The following is a 15,534-nucleotide window of genomic DNA, read 5'->3' on the forward strand; positions in this document are numbered from 1 at the left end:
GGTTCGTCATGCCACCACCTCGGCCGGGCCTCGGGTGTGCTGGATGTCCTTGCTGAGCAGGTGGGTCGCCTGCTGCAGGCTCCGCACCAGCGGAGCCGAGCCGAATCTGCGAGAACGTGGCTCCCCGTCGGAGAAGTGGGCCGCCGAGGCGGGCTCGTCGGCGATGCTGCAGGCCACCGGCAGACCGATCAACCCTGAGATCTCCCGGCCCGAGTAAGGCTGACCCTCCCCCACCAGCACCAGACCAGCGGCCCGCTCGGCTCCGAGGAGTCGGCACTGCTCGCTCAGGGTCGCAGCATGAAGCCTGCACGCAGCGATCGCCCGAAGGCTCGTCCTGGTGACGAGCAGGACCTTGCCGGCCCGCTCGAGCAGGCCGTCGGGCAAGCCCTGTGCCGTCATCCGCCCCGCGTCGATGATGACGTCGATCTCCGCTGCGTCGAGGCCGAGCAGGGTCTCAGCGAGGTCGGTCCACACCGAGCTGAACAGGGCGGCGCTGCCCGGCCTGGTGAAGCCGGCCAGGAACATTCTCCGCGGGCCCGCCTCCACGGCCAGCGGCACCGTCTGGTCGACCACGACCTCCCGCAGGGGTCGACCGTCACGATGGGCTTCGGCCACCCGCAGCAGACCCTTGCCGGTGCGGCTCTGTCCCCGGAAGTAGCCGGCCAGTACCGCCTGCTGAGCCGACGGGTCGGCGTCGACGAGCAGGACGCTGCGTGGCCAGGTCAGGGCAAGTCCGACAGCAAGGGTCGTCACCCCCGGTGATCCGGCTGCGGAGGTCATCACCAGCAGGGCCATCGTTCAACCCTCCGAGTCCCGTACGACCACCAGTCGTTCCTGCGCCGCAAGCAGCGCCGCAGCCGAAGCCTGGCCTTCCGGCAGCTCGACGTTGAGCACGATCGACAGCCCGTCGGGACCGTCGGTGGTATCGATCACCTTGGCCTTGATGATCATGTTCGTGTAGCTGTCCCGGAAGGATGGATCGGCACCACCGGGCGGTAGGGCCACGAGTCTGACCGGGCCACTCGACGGCAGGTGACCGACGGGAGCGCGGCCGCTCACCAGTCTGATCCCGATCACGGAGTGGTTCGCGGCTGGGACGGTCACGCTCCCCACCGCACCGGCAGAGAGCAGCGAGCCGGCCATCAGGTCGACGGTGGCGTGCTGGCCGACCAGGACGGACAGCTGGTCAGCCGACACGGTGCGCACCCCTGGGGTGTTGCCGACCGTTGCGGTCGTCAGGTCGCCTGCGCGGATGACTGCGCCGCGGTGGACGGTCCGAGCCACCACGACAACGGTCTGGGCCTGCGAGACGTCGTGGTAGACGAAGAGCGAGGCGAGGCCGCCGAGGCAGAGGGCGATGATGCCGACGGCGATCCATTTCGGACTGCGCCGGAAGCGGACGGGAGGAGCTGCCGGTACACCAGGCACGGGTGTGACAGCTGACTGCTGGTTCTCGACGCGCTGGTGATTCGAGGTGTGCAAGGTCGACGGCATTATCCCCCTAGTCCTCCTGATTTCGCGGGAGACTTGCCGACGATGCTAGGACAGGATGTCGGTCCATGTAACCCCCCAAGACCTGCTCATGCCACCAGGGCGAGCTCGTCAGCGTGGGCGGCCAATCGGCGAACCGCTTTGCTGCAGACGAATCGGACCATGTCGGGGCTCATTCCATGCCGCGCCGCCGCCTCCCGACCGGAGAGCCCTTCCGCATACACGCTGAGCAGGACATCCCGCGTCCGTGGGTTGATCAGACCCAGCCGACGACCGGCCGCGATCGTCCGCCAGGCCGTGATCCCGGCTAGGTCGGCATTGTGGTCCAGGCACTGCCGGAGCATCTCCGCGGTGCGCACCCGATCGAGCACCTCATCGGGTGGCAACAGCATCAGACAAGCTCTGTCACGGCGGGCGGGGTCCTCCCTGGAGACGGCCTTGAGCGTGTCCAGGGCCAGATTCGCAGCTATCCGGCGCGGTCGGCGGGCCAGCGGGTAGGTCCGGATCCGACACCACAGCTGGGTGACGTAGTCGTCGACTCCGGCCCAGCGATCCCGCCGGGCCATCGTCACCACCTTGCCGAGCATCGTCTGCAGGACCACCCGACCGGCGAGCTCAGATCCTCGGTGGTTCTCGGAGATCAGCGCCGCCAGCGCCGGGTCGGGCGACTCACGGATCACCGCGAGGACAGCGTCCAGGTTTGAGCAGTGCGCGAACACCGCCAGTCGCGTCTTCCAGTCGTCCAGCTGGTCGCCCTGCTCCGCGACCAAGGCTGTCCACTCGGTGTTGAGGGCTACCACGATCTGGAAGTCCCCGCGCTCTGCTGCGTTGCCCCGGCGCTGTGACACTGTTCCTCCCCGCTGTCGGTCGATGACAACACAATGCCGAGGCGTTGTTGTGCGAAGTGTTGTCCGACCCGGAGGAGGTGTTGTCCGGTTATCGACCGATGTTGTCCGTTGAGGCCGAGCGCCTAGGACGCCCTCGGCCTACACCACCCGGAGCCCGAACGCGAGCAGCAGCCCGAGCCCGAGGAAGAACGCGACCAGCTGCACCAGCCAGGGCACGCGGACCGTTGTGGTCCTGATGTCACCGCGCCCGCGGTAGGCGATGCCGGCCAGTCCCAGCAGGGCGAACAGGCCACCGAGCAGCGACACGACCAGCAGGCACCAACTCGCCTTGAGCAGGACCTTCTCCGAACCGGTCGCCTGGTCGGCCCAGCCACTGGAGAAGGTCACGGACAGCGCGAGGATGGCCGCCGCCAGGGTGATGACTTGCGCGATGGCCTCCTTGGCGAAGTCGAACTGTCGGTTGACGTCCATCACGTCGGTGCCGTCCCGGTGGCCTGGCGGCGACCTTCGTCGCCGTAGCAGAAGGGTGGGATCCCGGCGCCACCGAAGCGTGCGTGCGCGGCGGCCAGGAACGTCGCCGCGTCCACGACTCCGCCGTCGGAGACGTCGTCATGCAGGACCCGTGCAGCCTCGGCGAGGTTGCTGACGGCGGTCTCCAGCAGGCTCTGACCCTCGTACCGGCTGGTCTGCCGCACCGCCTCGACCGCCCGGGTCCCCTGAGCCAGATAGGACCGCACCAGCCGCTGCGCCTCCTCGGTGAGCTCGACGTCGGCCGCGTGAACCCGATAGACGGCCAGGAACTCCGGTAGGACCGGTTCCTGATCTTGGGCGGCGCCGGCTGTGGTCATGGTCGTCTCCTCCTGGGGTTCAGCTAGGCAGCGCCGAGACGCAGGTGCGAGACCTCGCTCGGTGGCTCATGTACGTCCATCGTCGGCGACGACGCCGCGGCACGCCAGACCGCTTGGGCAAACGGGTTGTCCCCCAGGTTGTGGGAACCGCTGCCGTTGGTCAGGAAGATCCACCCGTGCGGAGAGCGCCACAGATAGCTGCCCGGGTCAGGCTGTCGCAGCCGCCAACGGCTGAATGTCTTGAGCCGATGGTGGTAGGTGGTGAGCTTTCCCAGGTTGGCGAGGCTGGTCTGGCCGGGTGGCCCACCCTTGTCCGGAGCCAGGTACGGGATGGTGTGGTCGACCTGCATTGCGCGCGAGGTGCAACCGCCGAACGGGAAGGCGTCGGCGGGTGAACGGAGGTGCAGCGTCTCCCGGATCCGGTACGACGCCTCATAGCCGTCGATCGGTGTCACGTCGATGGGGTCCAGCACCGGCTGGACGGTGACCCGGCAGTCCGCCCCAAGGAACTCGCGCACCTGGTCCAGAGTGACCGGTCCCACACCCTCGACTCGGGCCACGCCGCGACGGAGGCCCAGGAAGGACGCCACGTCGACGTGGATGTAGAGGGTGGCCCTGGGCAGCAGGCTGTCCGGGTCCATGCCGTCCAGTCGGATGAACGGGACCGCGCTCCGATCGGGCGCCGGGTCGTCTGCGTCGTTCTGGCTGGGGTGCAGGTCGCTCTCACTCACCAGGGCATCCAGGTCGTCGGCACGGCCGGGGGTGTGTGACTGCACCAAAGCATCCGCTGCGCTCTCCCCCACGAACGGTGCCTCGAAGCACGGTTCCTCCAGCACCCGATCCTCGAACTCGCGCAACAGCATCAGCGCCCGGGCCGGGCTGGCGAGGATGCCCACTGCCTTCGACCGGCGCACGTCGGCTGGGTCACCATCGCCCTTCCAGTGCAGGATCTGCGCGATCCGGTCGGCCATGGCGACGAACATGATCACGTCGCCGGCGCGAGCTCTGGCGACGAGAGTCTTGAGGCCGCAGTCGTTGGACTGACCACTGCGGACGAAGCGTTGCGCCTCCTCATGCCTGCGCCTGGCCTCGGCCTGCTCGGGGTCGGCCTCGATGATCTTGGCCACGACGAGGCTTTCGAACCGGCCCCAGGACAGGGCCGTGATGAACCCCGCGACCTCCGCATCGACATACCTGGCTGCCTCTTCCGACAGGTGACGGGTGGCCTGGCAGACCTTGCGGGCCATCCACCCGCGCACCTCACCCAGGCAGACCCGGCCCCACAACCGGGGCAGCCGGTGCCGAAGATCGAGAGCGTCGGCGATCAGGGCCGCGGCCGCGTTGGTCGTGGTGTTCTGCAGCGCGCCCAGTTCGGCGGCCGCGAACTCCAGCACCAACGGGGTTCCGGCCCCACCGAGCAGCTTGACCTGCTCCATCCCCGGCAGCAGTCGACCGTATCGGTCGCGCGCCTCGCCGTTGTGCAGATCGGCCCAGTGCGCCGCCAGCTGCAGCAGGCGCGTCTCCTGCTCGACCAGAAGCCGATGGCACTCGGACACCATCGAGGCCGCCGCCTTGGCGTCCAGCTCGGTCAGCCGATCAGCTTCGATCACACCTTCACTCTAGGCACCGGCACTGACAGAAGAGCGGCGCTCGCGGGGGTGCCGGGCACGGTCTTGATCACGATCCGGACTCGTTGATCAGGTTGACCTTCCGCTGGCCCTACGCTTCCCTCACCGAGGCCCACAGAACGCCTCGCCCCGCCGACTGGGAGTGACATGCGAATGCGTTGGGTAGCGACCCTGGTCGCGCTGTTGATCATGGTCTGCGGCGGCTGCCTGCCTACCCCCGATCCGGCCACACCGTCGGCGCCAGCGTCGCCGTCGGCGACCCGCCAGGCCCAGCCGAGTCCCACCCCTTCGGAGCCGCAGATCTCGGCCCCGGCCGACCCCTCGCCGACACCCTCCCAGTCGGGCGCCTCCCAGTCGCGGACGGTGTTCCGGGTGTTCGTCGTTCGCCATGCCGAGCGCGCCGACGACGGAACCGACGACCCGCCGCTCACCCAGGAGGGGCAGGCGCGGGCCGAACGGTTGGCCAACCTGCTGGCCGCCCAGAACGGCATCGCCGTCTACGCCACCCAATACCAACGCGCACAGAGCACGGCCAAGCCGACCTCGCTGCGGTGGAACGTCAACATCACCAGCTATGACCCGACGCAGCAGACGGCGGCCTTCGCCCAACAGGTGTTCGATGATCACCCCACCGGTGTGGTGCTGATCGTCGGGCACAGCGACACCGTGCCGGGCATCGTCGGCGCATTCTGCGAATGCCAGGTGAAGCCCATCTCCGAGCAGGACTTCGGCAACCTGTTCTGGGTCGACCTCGCCGCCGACGGCAGCGTGGTCGACTTCGAGCAGCGACCGACGTACTGATCAGAGACCGGGCTGATCAGAGACCGGGCTGATCAGAGACCGGGCTGATCAGGCGGACCTCACCACCAGCGACGGCACCGCGAGCAGCCCGGAGGCCAGCCCGTCCCCGGCACGGTCCAGGTCCTGCATCCGGAACCGCCGCCCATAGCGCGCCACACTGTCGTCGACCAGGCCGTGGATGGCGGTCTCCGTCGTCAGCGCGTTGGCCGCGGTGTTGGCGACCACCAGCCGCAGGTCGTTCGTGCCCGGCTGCAACCACCCGGTCAGATCCAGCAGGTACGGGGGAGCCCACAGGACGCCTGCCTCGACGCCGTTGACGAACACCTGGGCAACCTCACCGACCGGCGTGCTGACCTGCACCCGATAGGAGCGGCCGCGGATCCCGGCCTCGGCGGCCGACCCGGCATCCGCAGGTCCGCAACCGCCGAGGTCAAGCAGCAGCCGGTGGCCCGCAGCGAGGTCGGCCGGATCCACCAGCACCGTGGTCTCGTAGTCGGCCAAGCCGGAGTACGCCGCCCGGCCCGGCTGGTCCTCCCAGCGGTGCGGCAGCGCCACCTGCTGCTGCCCAGCCTCGCCGCCATCGAGGAAGGTGATGAGCCAGTCCCCGTCCAGTCGGGTCCGAGCGAGCTCGGAACCACTCGGCTGGACCCCGATCTGCTGAGCCTCCGCCAGCGGCGATGGACCGTCAAAGCCCAGCAGCACGCTCGACTGGTACGGGTGCAGCGTCAACTCCACCGCAGGGTCACTGCCGCTGCGCAGCAACTCCCCGGTGCCGGCGTCCCACTCCTCGAGGGTGGACCGGACGGTGCGGGCGGTGAAGGTGAAGGACCGCACCTCGGGACCGGTGTTGGCCAGCAGGTACACATCGACGTCATCAACCCGGCGGTGCACCACGCCGATGTCGGCCGCCGGCGGGTCGAGCACCACATCGGCCGGCATCGCCCGGCGCAGCTCCGCGCCGAGCCGGTCGAGGTCGTCCACCCCGACGGTGGCCGCCGGGTGCCCGGCCCCTCCGACCGAGATCACGCTGCCGCCCGCTGCGGCCACGTCCGCCAGCCACTGCCCGGTGGCCGCCGGCACCGTGGTCGTGAAGGGCAGCACCACCACCGGCACTTCGGCCGGGTCGAGAACACGGGTGGCATCGTCGTCGACCAGGTCGAAGTCATAACCCGAGGCGCGCACCAGCCGGATCAGATCGGCGCCGATGTGGTCCGCCGCCTCCTGCCACAGGTTCAGCGAGCCACCCACCGCCGGACCGATCCGGTCGTACACATCGCTGGCTGGAACGTAGATCTTGACATCCGTCACCGGGCGTCCCTGCCTGAGCAGCCACGACAGCCGGTGCAGATAGGTCGTCAGCGCCGGCATGGCCGGCCACCACGGGTTCCGGTCATCGATGGCGCCAGCCGCGTAGAAGAACCAGCCCAGCCCCGGAGCGTCCGCGGGAGAGTAGGGCCAACCGTGCCCGATCAGCTGGTTCACCCCGGAGAGGAAGTGCTCGTGCGCCTCCCCCTTCAGGTCCAGCGGGGTGGCCCGGAACGAGGGCGAGTGGACCCAGGTCCAGACCTCGGAGGACACCACCTCCCGGCCGTAGAGGTGGGCCGCGGACGAGGCCCACCGGGTCTGCGGGAGCTCGGTCCAGCCCCAGCCCTCGCCCTCACAGAGGTCGGCGTGCCGATAGCTGCTCACGGTGGCCGGCGGCACCCCATAGCTCTGGATCCGGAACGGCACCCCCTGCTCAGCCGCCCACCCGGCGAACACCGCGACGAAGTTGTCCTCGTACAGCTCCGACAGCGTCCGGTAGAAGTCCGCCCGCAGCTGCGCCGAGCCGTCCCCGTCCTCCACCAGCTGGAACAACCGCGGTCGGGCGTCGTAGCCGCGACGCTTCTGGAACTCGGCCAGTGCGTCCGGTGTCCAGTCCGCCTCGTACGCCTCGAGGCTGTCGCAGAACACCGAGCCGACCAGATCGGGCGACACTGCCGCCAGCATCGGTGCAGCGACCTGACGGATGTGCTCGGCGGCCGCTGCGGCCGAGTAGTGGTCCAGCACCGGGCCCTCCGCACCGGCCGCGGCCCGCTTCACGTTCTGGCCGGTCAGCCGCGACCAGGCAAGCAGGACGACCCGGGGCCCCAGCCCGGCGGGCAGCTGGAGGACGCCGTCGCTGATCTCCAGCTCGACCAGCTGCTCGGGCCGCTCCTGGACCGAGCCCTGGCCGACGAAGGCGGCCACCAGCTGGTCGCCGGGCCAGGGCGAGGTCACCGGCACCTCGACGGCGGCGGTGGTGATCTCCCGTCGCTCCCAGTGCAGGTGCCGAGCCGCCAGCTCCGGTGTGATGTGCGGCCCGCCGAAGGACCACCCACTCCCGAGCGTGAGGTCGAACCGGAGGCCCAGCTCACGGGCTCGCAGGGCGGCGTGGCGCAGCAGCTCGAACAGCTCCGTGGAGCCGAACGAGCAGGTCGCGGGAGCCAGCGGGTACACGAACGAGACCTCGACTCCGCCGAACCCGGCGGCGGCCAGCGCCGCCAGCTCGCGGTCCAGCTCTTCGCGTTCGACCGAGGGTCCGAACCACCACCAGCGCATCATCGGTCGGCTGTCCGCCGCCGGTGTCTGGAACCCGGTCCGCAGGTGGTCGATCGTGCGTGTCTGGCCCATGCCGCTCCTGTCGCATCCTCGCTTCAACCTTGAAACGATTCATGCACGCTATCAGGGCGCGGACAGCCCGACCAGCTCCGCGCTGACCCGCCACAGTCGGGCCGCCAGCACCTCGTCATAGGAGGCCGCACTCGACTTCTTCACCCGGCAGTTCACGAAGTACCGTCCGGTGACGCCGGCGACCTCGGGCGAGCTGGCCAGGAAGATCGAGGTCTCCGCTCCACGCTCCGGGCTCTTCAACAGCCGGCGAGCGAACGGCAGCAGCGGGCCCCAGGGGGCGGGGTCCTCGATGCCGAACCGGGTGGCCACCACTCCCGGGTGCAGTGCGTTGGCGGTGACCCCGGTACCCGCCAACCGCCGGGCGAGCTCATAGCTGAACAGGACGTTCGCCAGCTTGGAGGCGTTGTAGGCCCGCTGCGCCGAGTAGCGGCGGACGGACTGCAGGTCGTCGAAGGCGATCCGGCCCATCGAATGGGCACCCGAGGACACCGTGACGACCCGGGCCGGAGCGCTCTCGACCAGGCGGTCGCGGAGCAGGTTGGTCAACAGGAACGGCGCCAGATGGTTCAGGGCGAAGGTGCGCTCGAGGCCATCGGCGGTCTCGTGCCGGTGGGCCCAGAAGCCGCCGACGTTGTTCACCAGCACGTGGAGACGGGGACACAGCTCCAGCACTCTCGCCGCCAGAGCGCGGACCTCGCGCTGGGAAGATAGGTCTGCCGCCAGCGCGGCCACCAGGGTGTTACCGGTCGCGATGCGGAGGTCGACGGCGACGGCGTCCGCCCGACTCTGGTCCCGGCCGGTGATCACCACCTGCGCCCCCATCGACGCCAGCCCGGCGGCGGTGGCCCGTCCGATACCGCTCGTGCCGCCGGTCACCAGCACCGTTCGACCCGTCATCAGCTGCTCGGTCATCTGGCCCCCGGTCCCCGGCCCACCGGCGGTCCGGTGAGACCCACACTACTGTTGTCTGGTGCAGTGGTTCCGCTTCCCGCGGCTGATGGGTCTCATCGCCTGCGTGTACCTGGCCGCCATGGCGGGCGTGTTCGGCCTGCTCATGAGCAAGGACGTCCATTTCTCCAGCAGCGCGCAGATCGCGCAGGGCACGGTGATCGGGATGGTCCGCAAACCACCGGCGGGGTCCGCCCGGAACTCCGACCAGAACTACAAGCTGCAGGCGTACGCTCCGAAGATCCGTTTCACGGTCGACGGCAAGACCTATGACTACGTCCCCAGCCATGGTCACTACCGGCAGCGTTACCCGGTGGGTGACAAGGTCACGCTGCTCTACGACCCGGCCGACCCGCAGGAGTCGGCCCGGATCGAGGGCGAGGGCAGATTGACCACGCCGCTGCTGTTGGCGGGCTTCGCCCTGCTGTCGCTCGCGGTCGCCGTGCTTCTGGTGGCCACCAGGCCCGGCCGGGAGCGTCGACACGGGCGCCGGTCGCGCCGAGGCGCCGATTCGGCGTGATCGTGGCAGACTATCCATCGCTCGATCGAGCAGCAGGGCATCGAGGAGCGGGCATCGAGCAGCGGAGAAAAGGACAACGAGAGCATTGAGCAGATGAGCGGCGCTGGAGCCACCACTGGCGACATCCGTACCGAAGACGAGGAGTTCGAACCCGTCTACCACGAGTACGGGCCGCATCGCGCCGGTCTGCCCAAGCTGGTCCCCTACTTCCGCAGCCTCTGGCACCGTCGTGCCTTCGCCGCGGAGATGTCCAAGGCCAACATGCGTGGGGACAACTCGATGACCTTCTTCGGCCAGGCCTGGCTGGTCATCAACCCGCTGTTGCTGGCCGGTGTCTACTACCTGCTGGTCACCATCCTGCGCGGCCGTGGTGACATCCACTACTTCACTCATCTGACCGGCAGCATCTTCGCCTTCACCTTCGTCTCCACCGCCATCACGTCCGGCTCGTCCTCGGTCACCACCTCCGGCAAGCTGTTGCTGAACACGGCGTTCCCGCGGCTGCTCATCCCGCTGTCGGCGGTCCGGACCGCCTTCTTCCGCTTCCTGCCGACGGTGCCGGTCTATCTGGTCCTGCACATCATCAGCGGCAACCCGTGGTCGCCGGCGATGGTGCTGTCGCTGTACTTCCTGCTGCTGATGGTCGCCTTCTCGATGGGATTGGCGGCCTTCTTCGCCACCCTGCAGGTGTACTTCCGGGACACCAAGAGCTTCCTGCCCTACTTCATCCGGCTCTGGATGTACCTCTCGCCCGTGCTCTGGACGATCGAGCAGCTCACCTCCCGTGGCCACACGGTGACCTTCCTGGCCCACTTCAACCCACTGTTCCCGATGCTCGGTGGCTACATCGACCTGCTGCAGAAGTCGATCATCCCGCCGTACTACATCTGGTTGTCGGGGACCGCCTGGGCTGTTGGCTCAGCCGTGCTCGGCTTCTTGTTCTTCATCTCCCGGGAGCGTGATTTCCCTGTCCGAGTCCTCTGAGAAGCGGCCGCAGCTCGCGGTCAAGGTCGACGACCTCTCGATCACCTACCGGACGACGTTCGAGCGCAAGCCCACCCTGAAGCAGGCCCTGGTCCGCTTCGGCCGAGGCCAGCGCGCCGTCAAGGAGGTGGAGGCGCTGAAGCACATCTCGTTCGAGGTGAAGACCGGCACCGCGATGGGCATCATCGGCCACAACGGCGCGGGCAAGTCCACCCTGATGCGGGCGATGGCGGGCATCCTGCCGCCGACCGAGGGCAAGATCGAGGTATGGGGGCGGGCCAGCACGCTGCTGGCGCTCGGTGTCGGCTTCAACAACAACCTCTCCGGCCGCGAGAACGTGATCCTGGGCGGCCTCGCCGCCGGCCTCTCCCGTCGCGAGGTCGAGGCGCGAGCCGAGGAGATCGCCGAGTGGACCGAGCTGGGCGACTTCATGGACTTGCCGATGCGGACCTACTCCTCCGGCATGTTCTCGCGGGTGGCGTTCTCGGTCGCGGTGCACATGGAGCCCGACATCTTGATGATCGACGAGGCCCTGTCCACCGGTGACGCCCACTTCCGGGAGAAGGCCAACGCGAAGATGGAGGAACTGCGCAACAGCGCCCGCGCGATGTTCCTGGTCAGCCACGGTCTCGGCAGTATCAAGGAGATGTGCAACGAGGTGATCTGGCTCGACCACGGCACCCTGATGATGCGCGGCGAACCCAAGGAGGTGGTCGACGCCTACATGAAGTTCCTGAAGGTGAAGAAGTCGGCCGCAACCATGGAGGACATCTAGCCGGTCGCTCGAACGGTCAGCCGGCGAGCACCCGGGCCAGGAACTCGGCCAGGTCGCCGGTCTCCCCGTCCCGTCCGCCCTTGCCGACGATCAGCGGTGGCGGCGTCGGGCTGAGCTTGACGCCGCGGAGCCGCTCGGCCAGGCCGCCGGGCACCGTGAGTACGTAGTAGCTGCCGTCCTCGCCGATCGCCAGGCTCTTGTTCCGGCGCAGGTACCAACCGGACTTGTCGGTCTTCACCGACTGGCCGGAGTACAAGGTGGCGCGCAGTGGGACGGGTTTCAGACCGGCCTTCAAGGCGTCGGCCACGAACTTGTCGATCAGCACCTGGGCGGCGCGGGACTCGGCCCGCTCGGCGCCGGCGGCCAGCTCGACCCGGCGGGCCGCCTCCTCTGCTCGGGACATGCTCGCAGCCTACTCGCGCCTGGGCGCCGCGTGGCCCACGTAGACTCTGCGGCAGCATTTCCCACGACAGGACTCCGATGTCTGACTTCTCGATCCTTCCCAACGGCGACGACTCGGCTGACGAGCACGACCACCAGCCGAGGCACCCCAAGCCGCGCAAGGGCACCTGGCTGCGCCGGACCCTGGCCGTGCTGGCCGTCGTCCTGCTGGTCATCGTCGGCGCCGGAGTGCTGTACGCGGTGACGATCGAGCGCAGTGTGAGCAAGAACATCCACCGCGAGACCAACTACATGCCGGCGGAGACGCCAACGGCCAAGGGCCAGTCGCCGAGACCGCAGAAGCCGACCGAGGGCCCGGGTTCGGAGACCCTCAACTATGTCCTGATGGGGTCGGACACCCGCGACCCCGAGGCCGAGCAGGGCCGCAGCGACACGCTGATGGTGGTGCACCTCAACGCGGAGCGCAACCAGGCCTACATCGTCTCCTTCCCGCGGGACATGTGGGTCAACATCCCCGGCCACGGCAGGGCGAAGATCAACGCCGCGTACTCCTACGGTGGGCCGCAGCTGGCGGTGGCCACCCTGGAGAGCCTGGTGAACGTGCGGATGGACCACCTGGCCGTGGTCGACTTCGGCGGGTTCATCTCGCTCACCAAGGACCTCGGTGGGGTGACCATCCACAACGATCACGCCTTCAGCTCGCACGGCTACAAGTTCCCGACCGGAAACATCACCATCTCCGGTGACGAGGCGCTCTGGTTCGTCCGGGAGCGGCACCACCTGCCCAACGGCGACCTCGACCGGGCGGCCAACCAGCGCAAGGTGGTCCAGGCCATCGTGAAGAAGGGCCTAAGCGGCGACACCATCTCCGACCCACGGAAGTTCACCGCCTTCGTCGGCGGTATCGCCAAATACCTGACCGTCGACCAGAGCCTGACCGACTCGGAGATCCGCAAGACCGCCCTTTCGCTGCGGCTCAGCAGCAGCAACGTGCACCAGCTCCAGGCACCGATCCAGGGCTTCGGCACGTCCTCGGACGGGCAGAGCATCGACGTCGTCGACGAGGCCAAGCTGAAGGAGCTGTCCAAGGCGTTGAAGAACGACACCATGGACAAGTACCTGGCCAAGTACCCCAAGGGATAGTCGGGTCGACGGGTGGAGTTCGTACGCAGCCTGCGGCGGCTGTGGCATCACCAATACTTCTGCAGGCTGCTCGCGGTGCGGGTGGCCACCCAGTCGTGCGACGGTCTCCTGCAGATAGCACTGGCCTCCTACGTTCTCTTCTCCCCGGAACGACAGCCGGACGCCGCCTCGCTGGCGACCGTGCTGGCGATCACGCTGCTGCCGTTCTCGGTGCTGGGGCCGTTCGTGGGCGTGGTGCTCGACCGCTGGTCCCGGCGACAGATCCTGGTCGTGATCGATCTCTGCCGGGCCGCGCTGGTGCTCGGGTTGGCCGGACTGGCCGCGACCGGGCTGCGCAACGGCCAGGTCGAGACCCTGTTCTACGGTGTCGTGCTCCTCGCCATGAGCCTGAACCGGTTCCTGCTGGCGGCCTTGTCGTCGTCCCTGCCGCACACCATCGACCCCGACGAGTATCTGGTCGCCAACTCCGTCGTCCCGACCGTCGGCCCGGCCGGTGTGCTGATCGGTGTCGCCGCCGGCACCGGCCTGCGGCTGCTGCTGGGCGGCCGGATGGAGGCCTACCAGGCGGATGCCCTGCTGTTCGTCGTGGCCGCCGTCGGCTATGTGTTCAGCGCGGCCTTGGCATTGCGGATCCCCCGCCGTCGGCTGGGTCCCGACCAGGTCAGCCTGACCGGCCCCGGCGACGTCCTCGCCGGGCTGGCCGATGCCCTGCGTCATCTCGGTGACCGGCGCGCGGCGGCGCTCGGTCTGGGCACCATCGGGGCTCATCGGATCATCTACGGCATCGTCACTGTGGCGATGATCCTCGCCTACCGCAACTACTTCCACCGCCCACACGAGGTGGACGCCGCCATCGGCGACCTCGGACTGCTGGTAGCGGTGACCGGCGCCGGTTTCGTCTTCGCCGCAGTCGTCACGCCGCCGGCGACGGCCAGGATCGGGGTCAGGGCCTGGATGGTGGCCACCCTGGCCGGGTCGGCCCTGTTCCAGGTGGTGCCTGGAGCGATCTATGCGCAGCTGGCGCTGCTGGTGGCCGCGTTCCTGCTGGGCGTCACCGCGCAGAGCCTGAAGATCTGCGTCGACACCCTGGTCCAGGCGCATGTCGAGGACGACTACAAGGGTCGGGTGTTCGTCCTCTACGACATGGTGTTCAACGTCGCACTGGTGGTCGCTGCGGGCATCGGTGCACAGGTCCTCCCCGCAAACGGCAAGTCGGTGGCTGTGCTGGTGGTCCTGGCCGGCTGCTACCTGGCGGTTGGGGCACTGTTCGCCCTGGCCAGCCGCGGACTCAACCTGAACGAGGGTACGGAGTCGCTGACCAGCGAGCTGGCCTGACAGCATCCGTATTCCGACCCTGCCATTCCCCTGCCGGCAGAGTTCCAGCAAGATGGCGAGCATGACACGTTTTGGAATCTTCGTCCCGCAGGGCTGGCGGACGGACCTGGCCGGCATCGCCGACCCTTACGAGCAGTACGAGGCCATGACCGCGGTCGCCCGCACCGCCGACGCCGGCAGCTGGGACTCGATCTGGGTCTACGACCATTTCCACACCGTCCCGGACCCGATCCGGGAGACGACGTTCGAGTGCTGGACCACGACCGCGGCACTGACCCGGGACACCAAGCGGGTCAATGTCGGGCAGATGGTCGGCTGCAACGGCTACCGCAACCCGGCGCTGTACGCGAAGATCGCGTCCACTGTCGACGTGATGAGCAACGGCCGGTTGTATGCGGGCATCGGTGCCGGCTGGTACGAGCACGAGTGGAAGGCCTATGGCTACGAGTGGCCGGAGCTCAAGGACCGGATGGGCGCCTTCCGTGAGGCGGTGGAGATCATCAACGGGATGTGGACCGAGGACGACTTCCAGTACGCCGGCAAGTACTACTCGGTCGACAAGCCGATCAATGAGCCGAAGGGTGTCCGCAAGCCGCACCCGTCGCTGTGGATCGGTGGCGGCGGCCCCAAAGTGACGCTCAAGCTGGTGGCCAAGTATGCCGACGCCGCCAACATCGGTGGCGGCGACCCCGAGCAGATCCGCGACAAGATCGCGCTGCTGAAGGGGCACTGCGAGACGGTTGGCCGCAACTATGACGACATCATCAAGTCCACCTCACTGAACGTCTTCCCGATCGACGCCGGCGATGACCCGCAGAAGGCGACCGAGCAGGCGCGTGGACCGGTGTCGTGGGACAAGTTCAGCAACGGCCTGGTGATCGGCACCGAGGACGAGATCGCCAACAAGGTCGAGGCGGCGCTCGAGGCTGGTGCCGACTACATGATCTTCTACGTCCCCGGCGTCGCCTACGACCTTGACCTGGTCGGCCGCACCGAGGAGGTCATCAAGCGCTTCGCCTGAGCCGCCACCCACGGCGCTCTGAGCCGCCACCCACGCGCTCTGAGCCGCCACCCACGCGCTCTGAGCCGCCACCCACGCGCTCTGAGCCGCCACCCACGCGCTCTGAGCCTGTCGAAGAGCCTTCTCCGCCCTTCGACA

At 68.4% G+C, this 15,534-nt stretch carries 16 protein-coding genes; 7 read left to right on the forward strand and 9 right to left on the reverse strand.

Features of this window, described 5'->3' with window-relative positions; translation table 11 throughout:
• Positions 1 to 6: 6 nt before the first annotated feature.
• The 6 genes from JOE57_RS09000 to JOE57_RS09025 form a co-directional block, all read right to left on the reverse strand.
• The gene (locus JOE57_RS09000; protein WP_204917375.1) at positions 7 to 795 is read right to left on the reverse strand and encodes a CpaE/TadZ family protein; all 789 of its coding nucleotides are present in this window, start codon (positions 793 to 795) and stop codon (positions 7 to 9) included.
• Between the two features lie 3 nt (positions 796 to 798).
• The gene (locus tag JOE57_RS09005) at positions 799 to 1,428 is read right to left on the reverse strand and encodes an SAF domain-containing protein (RefSeq protein WP_204917376.1); all 630 of its coding nucleotides are present in this window, start codon (positions 1,426 to 1,428) and stop codon (positions 799 to 801) included.
• Between the two features lie 152 nt (positions 1,429 to 1,580).
• Positions 1,581 to 2,339 carry an RNA polymerase sigma factor gene (locus JOE57_RS09010; protein WP_204917377.1) on the reverse strand — a complete coding sequence of 253 codons (759 nt, stop codon included), beginning with the start codon at positions 2,337 to 2,339 and terminating at the stop codon, positions 1,581 to 1,583.
• Positions 2,340 to 2,477: 138 nt separating this feature from the next.
• A complete protein-coding gene (locus JOE57_RS09015; protein WP_204917378.1) occupies positions 2,478 to 2,813 on the reverse strand; it encodes a hypothetical protein in 336 nt (111 codons plus the stop codon).
• Positions 2,810 to 3,187, reverse strand: a complete 378-nt coding sequence (locus JOE57_RS09020) for a hypothetical protein (RefSeq protein WP_204917379.1) — start codon at positions 3,185 to 3,187, stop codon at positions 2,810 to 2,812. The genes JOE57_RS09015 and JOE57_RS09020 overlap by 4 nt, the downstream gene beginning before the upstream one ends.
• Before the next feature lie 23 nt (positions 3,188 to 3,210).
• Entirely contained in the window at positions 3,211 to 4,797 is a 1,587-nt protein-coding gene (locus JOE57_RS09025) for a DUF222 domain-containing protein (protein ID WP_204917380.1), read from the reverse strand.
• 171 nt (positions 4,798 to 4,968) lie between these two features.
• Between JOE57_RS09025 and JOE57_RS09030 the strand changes: the two genes are divergently transcribed.
• The gene (locus JOE57_RS09030; RefSeq protein WP_204917381.1) at positions 4,969 to 5,616 is read left to right on the forward strand and encodes a phosphoglycerate mutase family protein; all 648 of its coding nucleotides are present in this window, start codon (positions 4,969 to 4,971) and stop codon (positions 5,614 to 5,616) included.
• Positions 5,617 to 5,664: 48 nt separating this feature from the next.
• On the opposite strand, the gene JOE57_RS09035 is transcribed toward JOE57_RS09030, so the two are convergent.
• Positions 5,665 to 8,268, reverse strand: coding sequence for a glycosyl hydrolase (locus JOE57_RS09035; protein ID WP_204917382.1), 2,604 nt, complete (start codon positions 8,266 to 8,268; stop codon positions 5,665 to 5,667).
• Positions 8,269 to 8,319: 51 nt separating this feature from the next.
• A complete protein-coding gene (locus JOE57_RS09040) occupies positions 8,320 to 9,180 on the reverse strand; it encodes an SDR family oxidoreductase (protein WP_239578897.1) in 861 nt (286 codons plus the stop codon).
• Positions 9,181 to 9,238: 58 nt separating this feature from the next.
• On the opposite strand from JOE57_RS09040, the gene JOE57_RS09045 reads away from it, so the two are divergent.
• From JOE57_RS09045 to JOE57_RS09055, 3 genes are all read left to right on the forward strand, one after another.
• Positions 9,239 to 9,736, forward strand: coding sequence for a DUF3592 domain-containing protein (locus JOE57_RS09045; RefSeq protein ID WP_204917383.1), 498 nt, complete (start codon positions 9,239 to 9,241; stop codon positions 9,734 to 9,736).
• Between the two features lie 93 nt (positions 9,737 to 9,829).
• The gene (locus tag JOE57_RS09050) at positions 9,830 to 10,720 is read left to right on the forward strand and encodes an ABC transporter permease (protein WP_204917384.1); all 891 of its coding nucleotides are present in this window, start codon (positions 9,830 to 9,832) and stop codon (positions 10,718 to 10,720) included.
• Positions 10,695 to 11,495 (forward strand): ABC transporter ATP-binding protein, encoded by an 801-nt coding sequence (locus JOE57_RS09055; protein ID WP_338041229.1) that lies wholly within the window; start codon positions 10,695 to 10,697, stop codon positions 11,493 to 11,495. The genes JOE57_RS09050 and JOE57_RS09055 overlap by 26 nt, the downstream gene beginning before the upstream one ends.
• A 16-nt stretch (positions 11,496 to 11,511) precedes the next feature.
• Here JOE57_RS09055 and JOE57_RS09060 read toward each other — a convergent pair whose 3' ends face one another.
• Positions 11,512 to 11,898, reverse strand: a complete 387-nt coding sequence (locus JOE57_RS09060; protein ID WP_204917385.1) for a hypothetical protein — start codon at positions 11,896 to 11,898, stop codon at positions 11,512 to 11,514.
• 77 nt (positions 11,899 to 11,975) lie between these two features.
• On the opposite strand from JOE57_RS09060, the gene JOE57_RS09065 reads away from it, so the two are divergent.
• From JOE57_RS09065 to JOE57_RS09075, 3 genes are all read left to right on the forward strand, one after another.
• Positions 11,976 to 13,040: an LCP family protein gene (locus JOE57_RS09065; protein ID WP_204917386.1), complete on the forward strand. Its 1,065-nt coding sequence runs from the start codon at positions 11,976 to 11,978 to the stop codon at positions 13,038 to 13,040.
• A gap of 12 nt (positions 13,041 to 13,052) precedes the next feature.
• Complete coding sequence (locus JOE57_RS09070) at positions 13,053 to 14,375, forward strand: MFS transporter (protein ID WP_204917387.1); 1,323 nt, start codon at positions 13,053 to 13,055, stop codon at positions 14,373 to 14,375.
• 61 nt (positions 14,376 to 14,436) lie between these two features.
• Complete coding sequence (locus JOE57_RS09075) at positions 14,437 to 15,396, forward strand: LLM class F420-dependent oxidoreductase (protein WP_204917388.1); 960 nt, start codon at positions 14,437 to 14,439, stop codon at positions 15,394 to 15,396.
• Positions 15,397 to 15,534: the final 138 nt, after the last annotated feature.

The sequence above is a fragment of the Microlunatus panaciterrae genome, from assembly GCF_016907535.1.
Lineage (GTDB): Bacteria > Actinomycetota > Actinomycetes > Propionibacteriales > Propionibacteriaceae > Microlunatus > Microlunatus panaciterrae.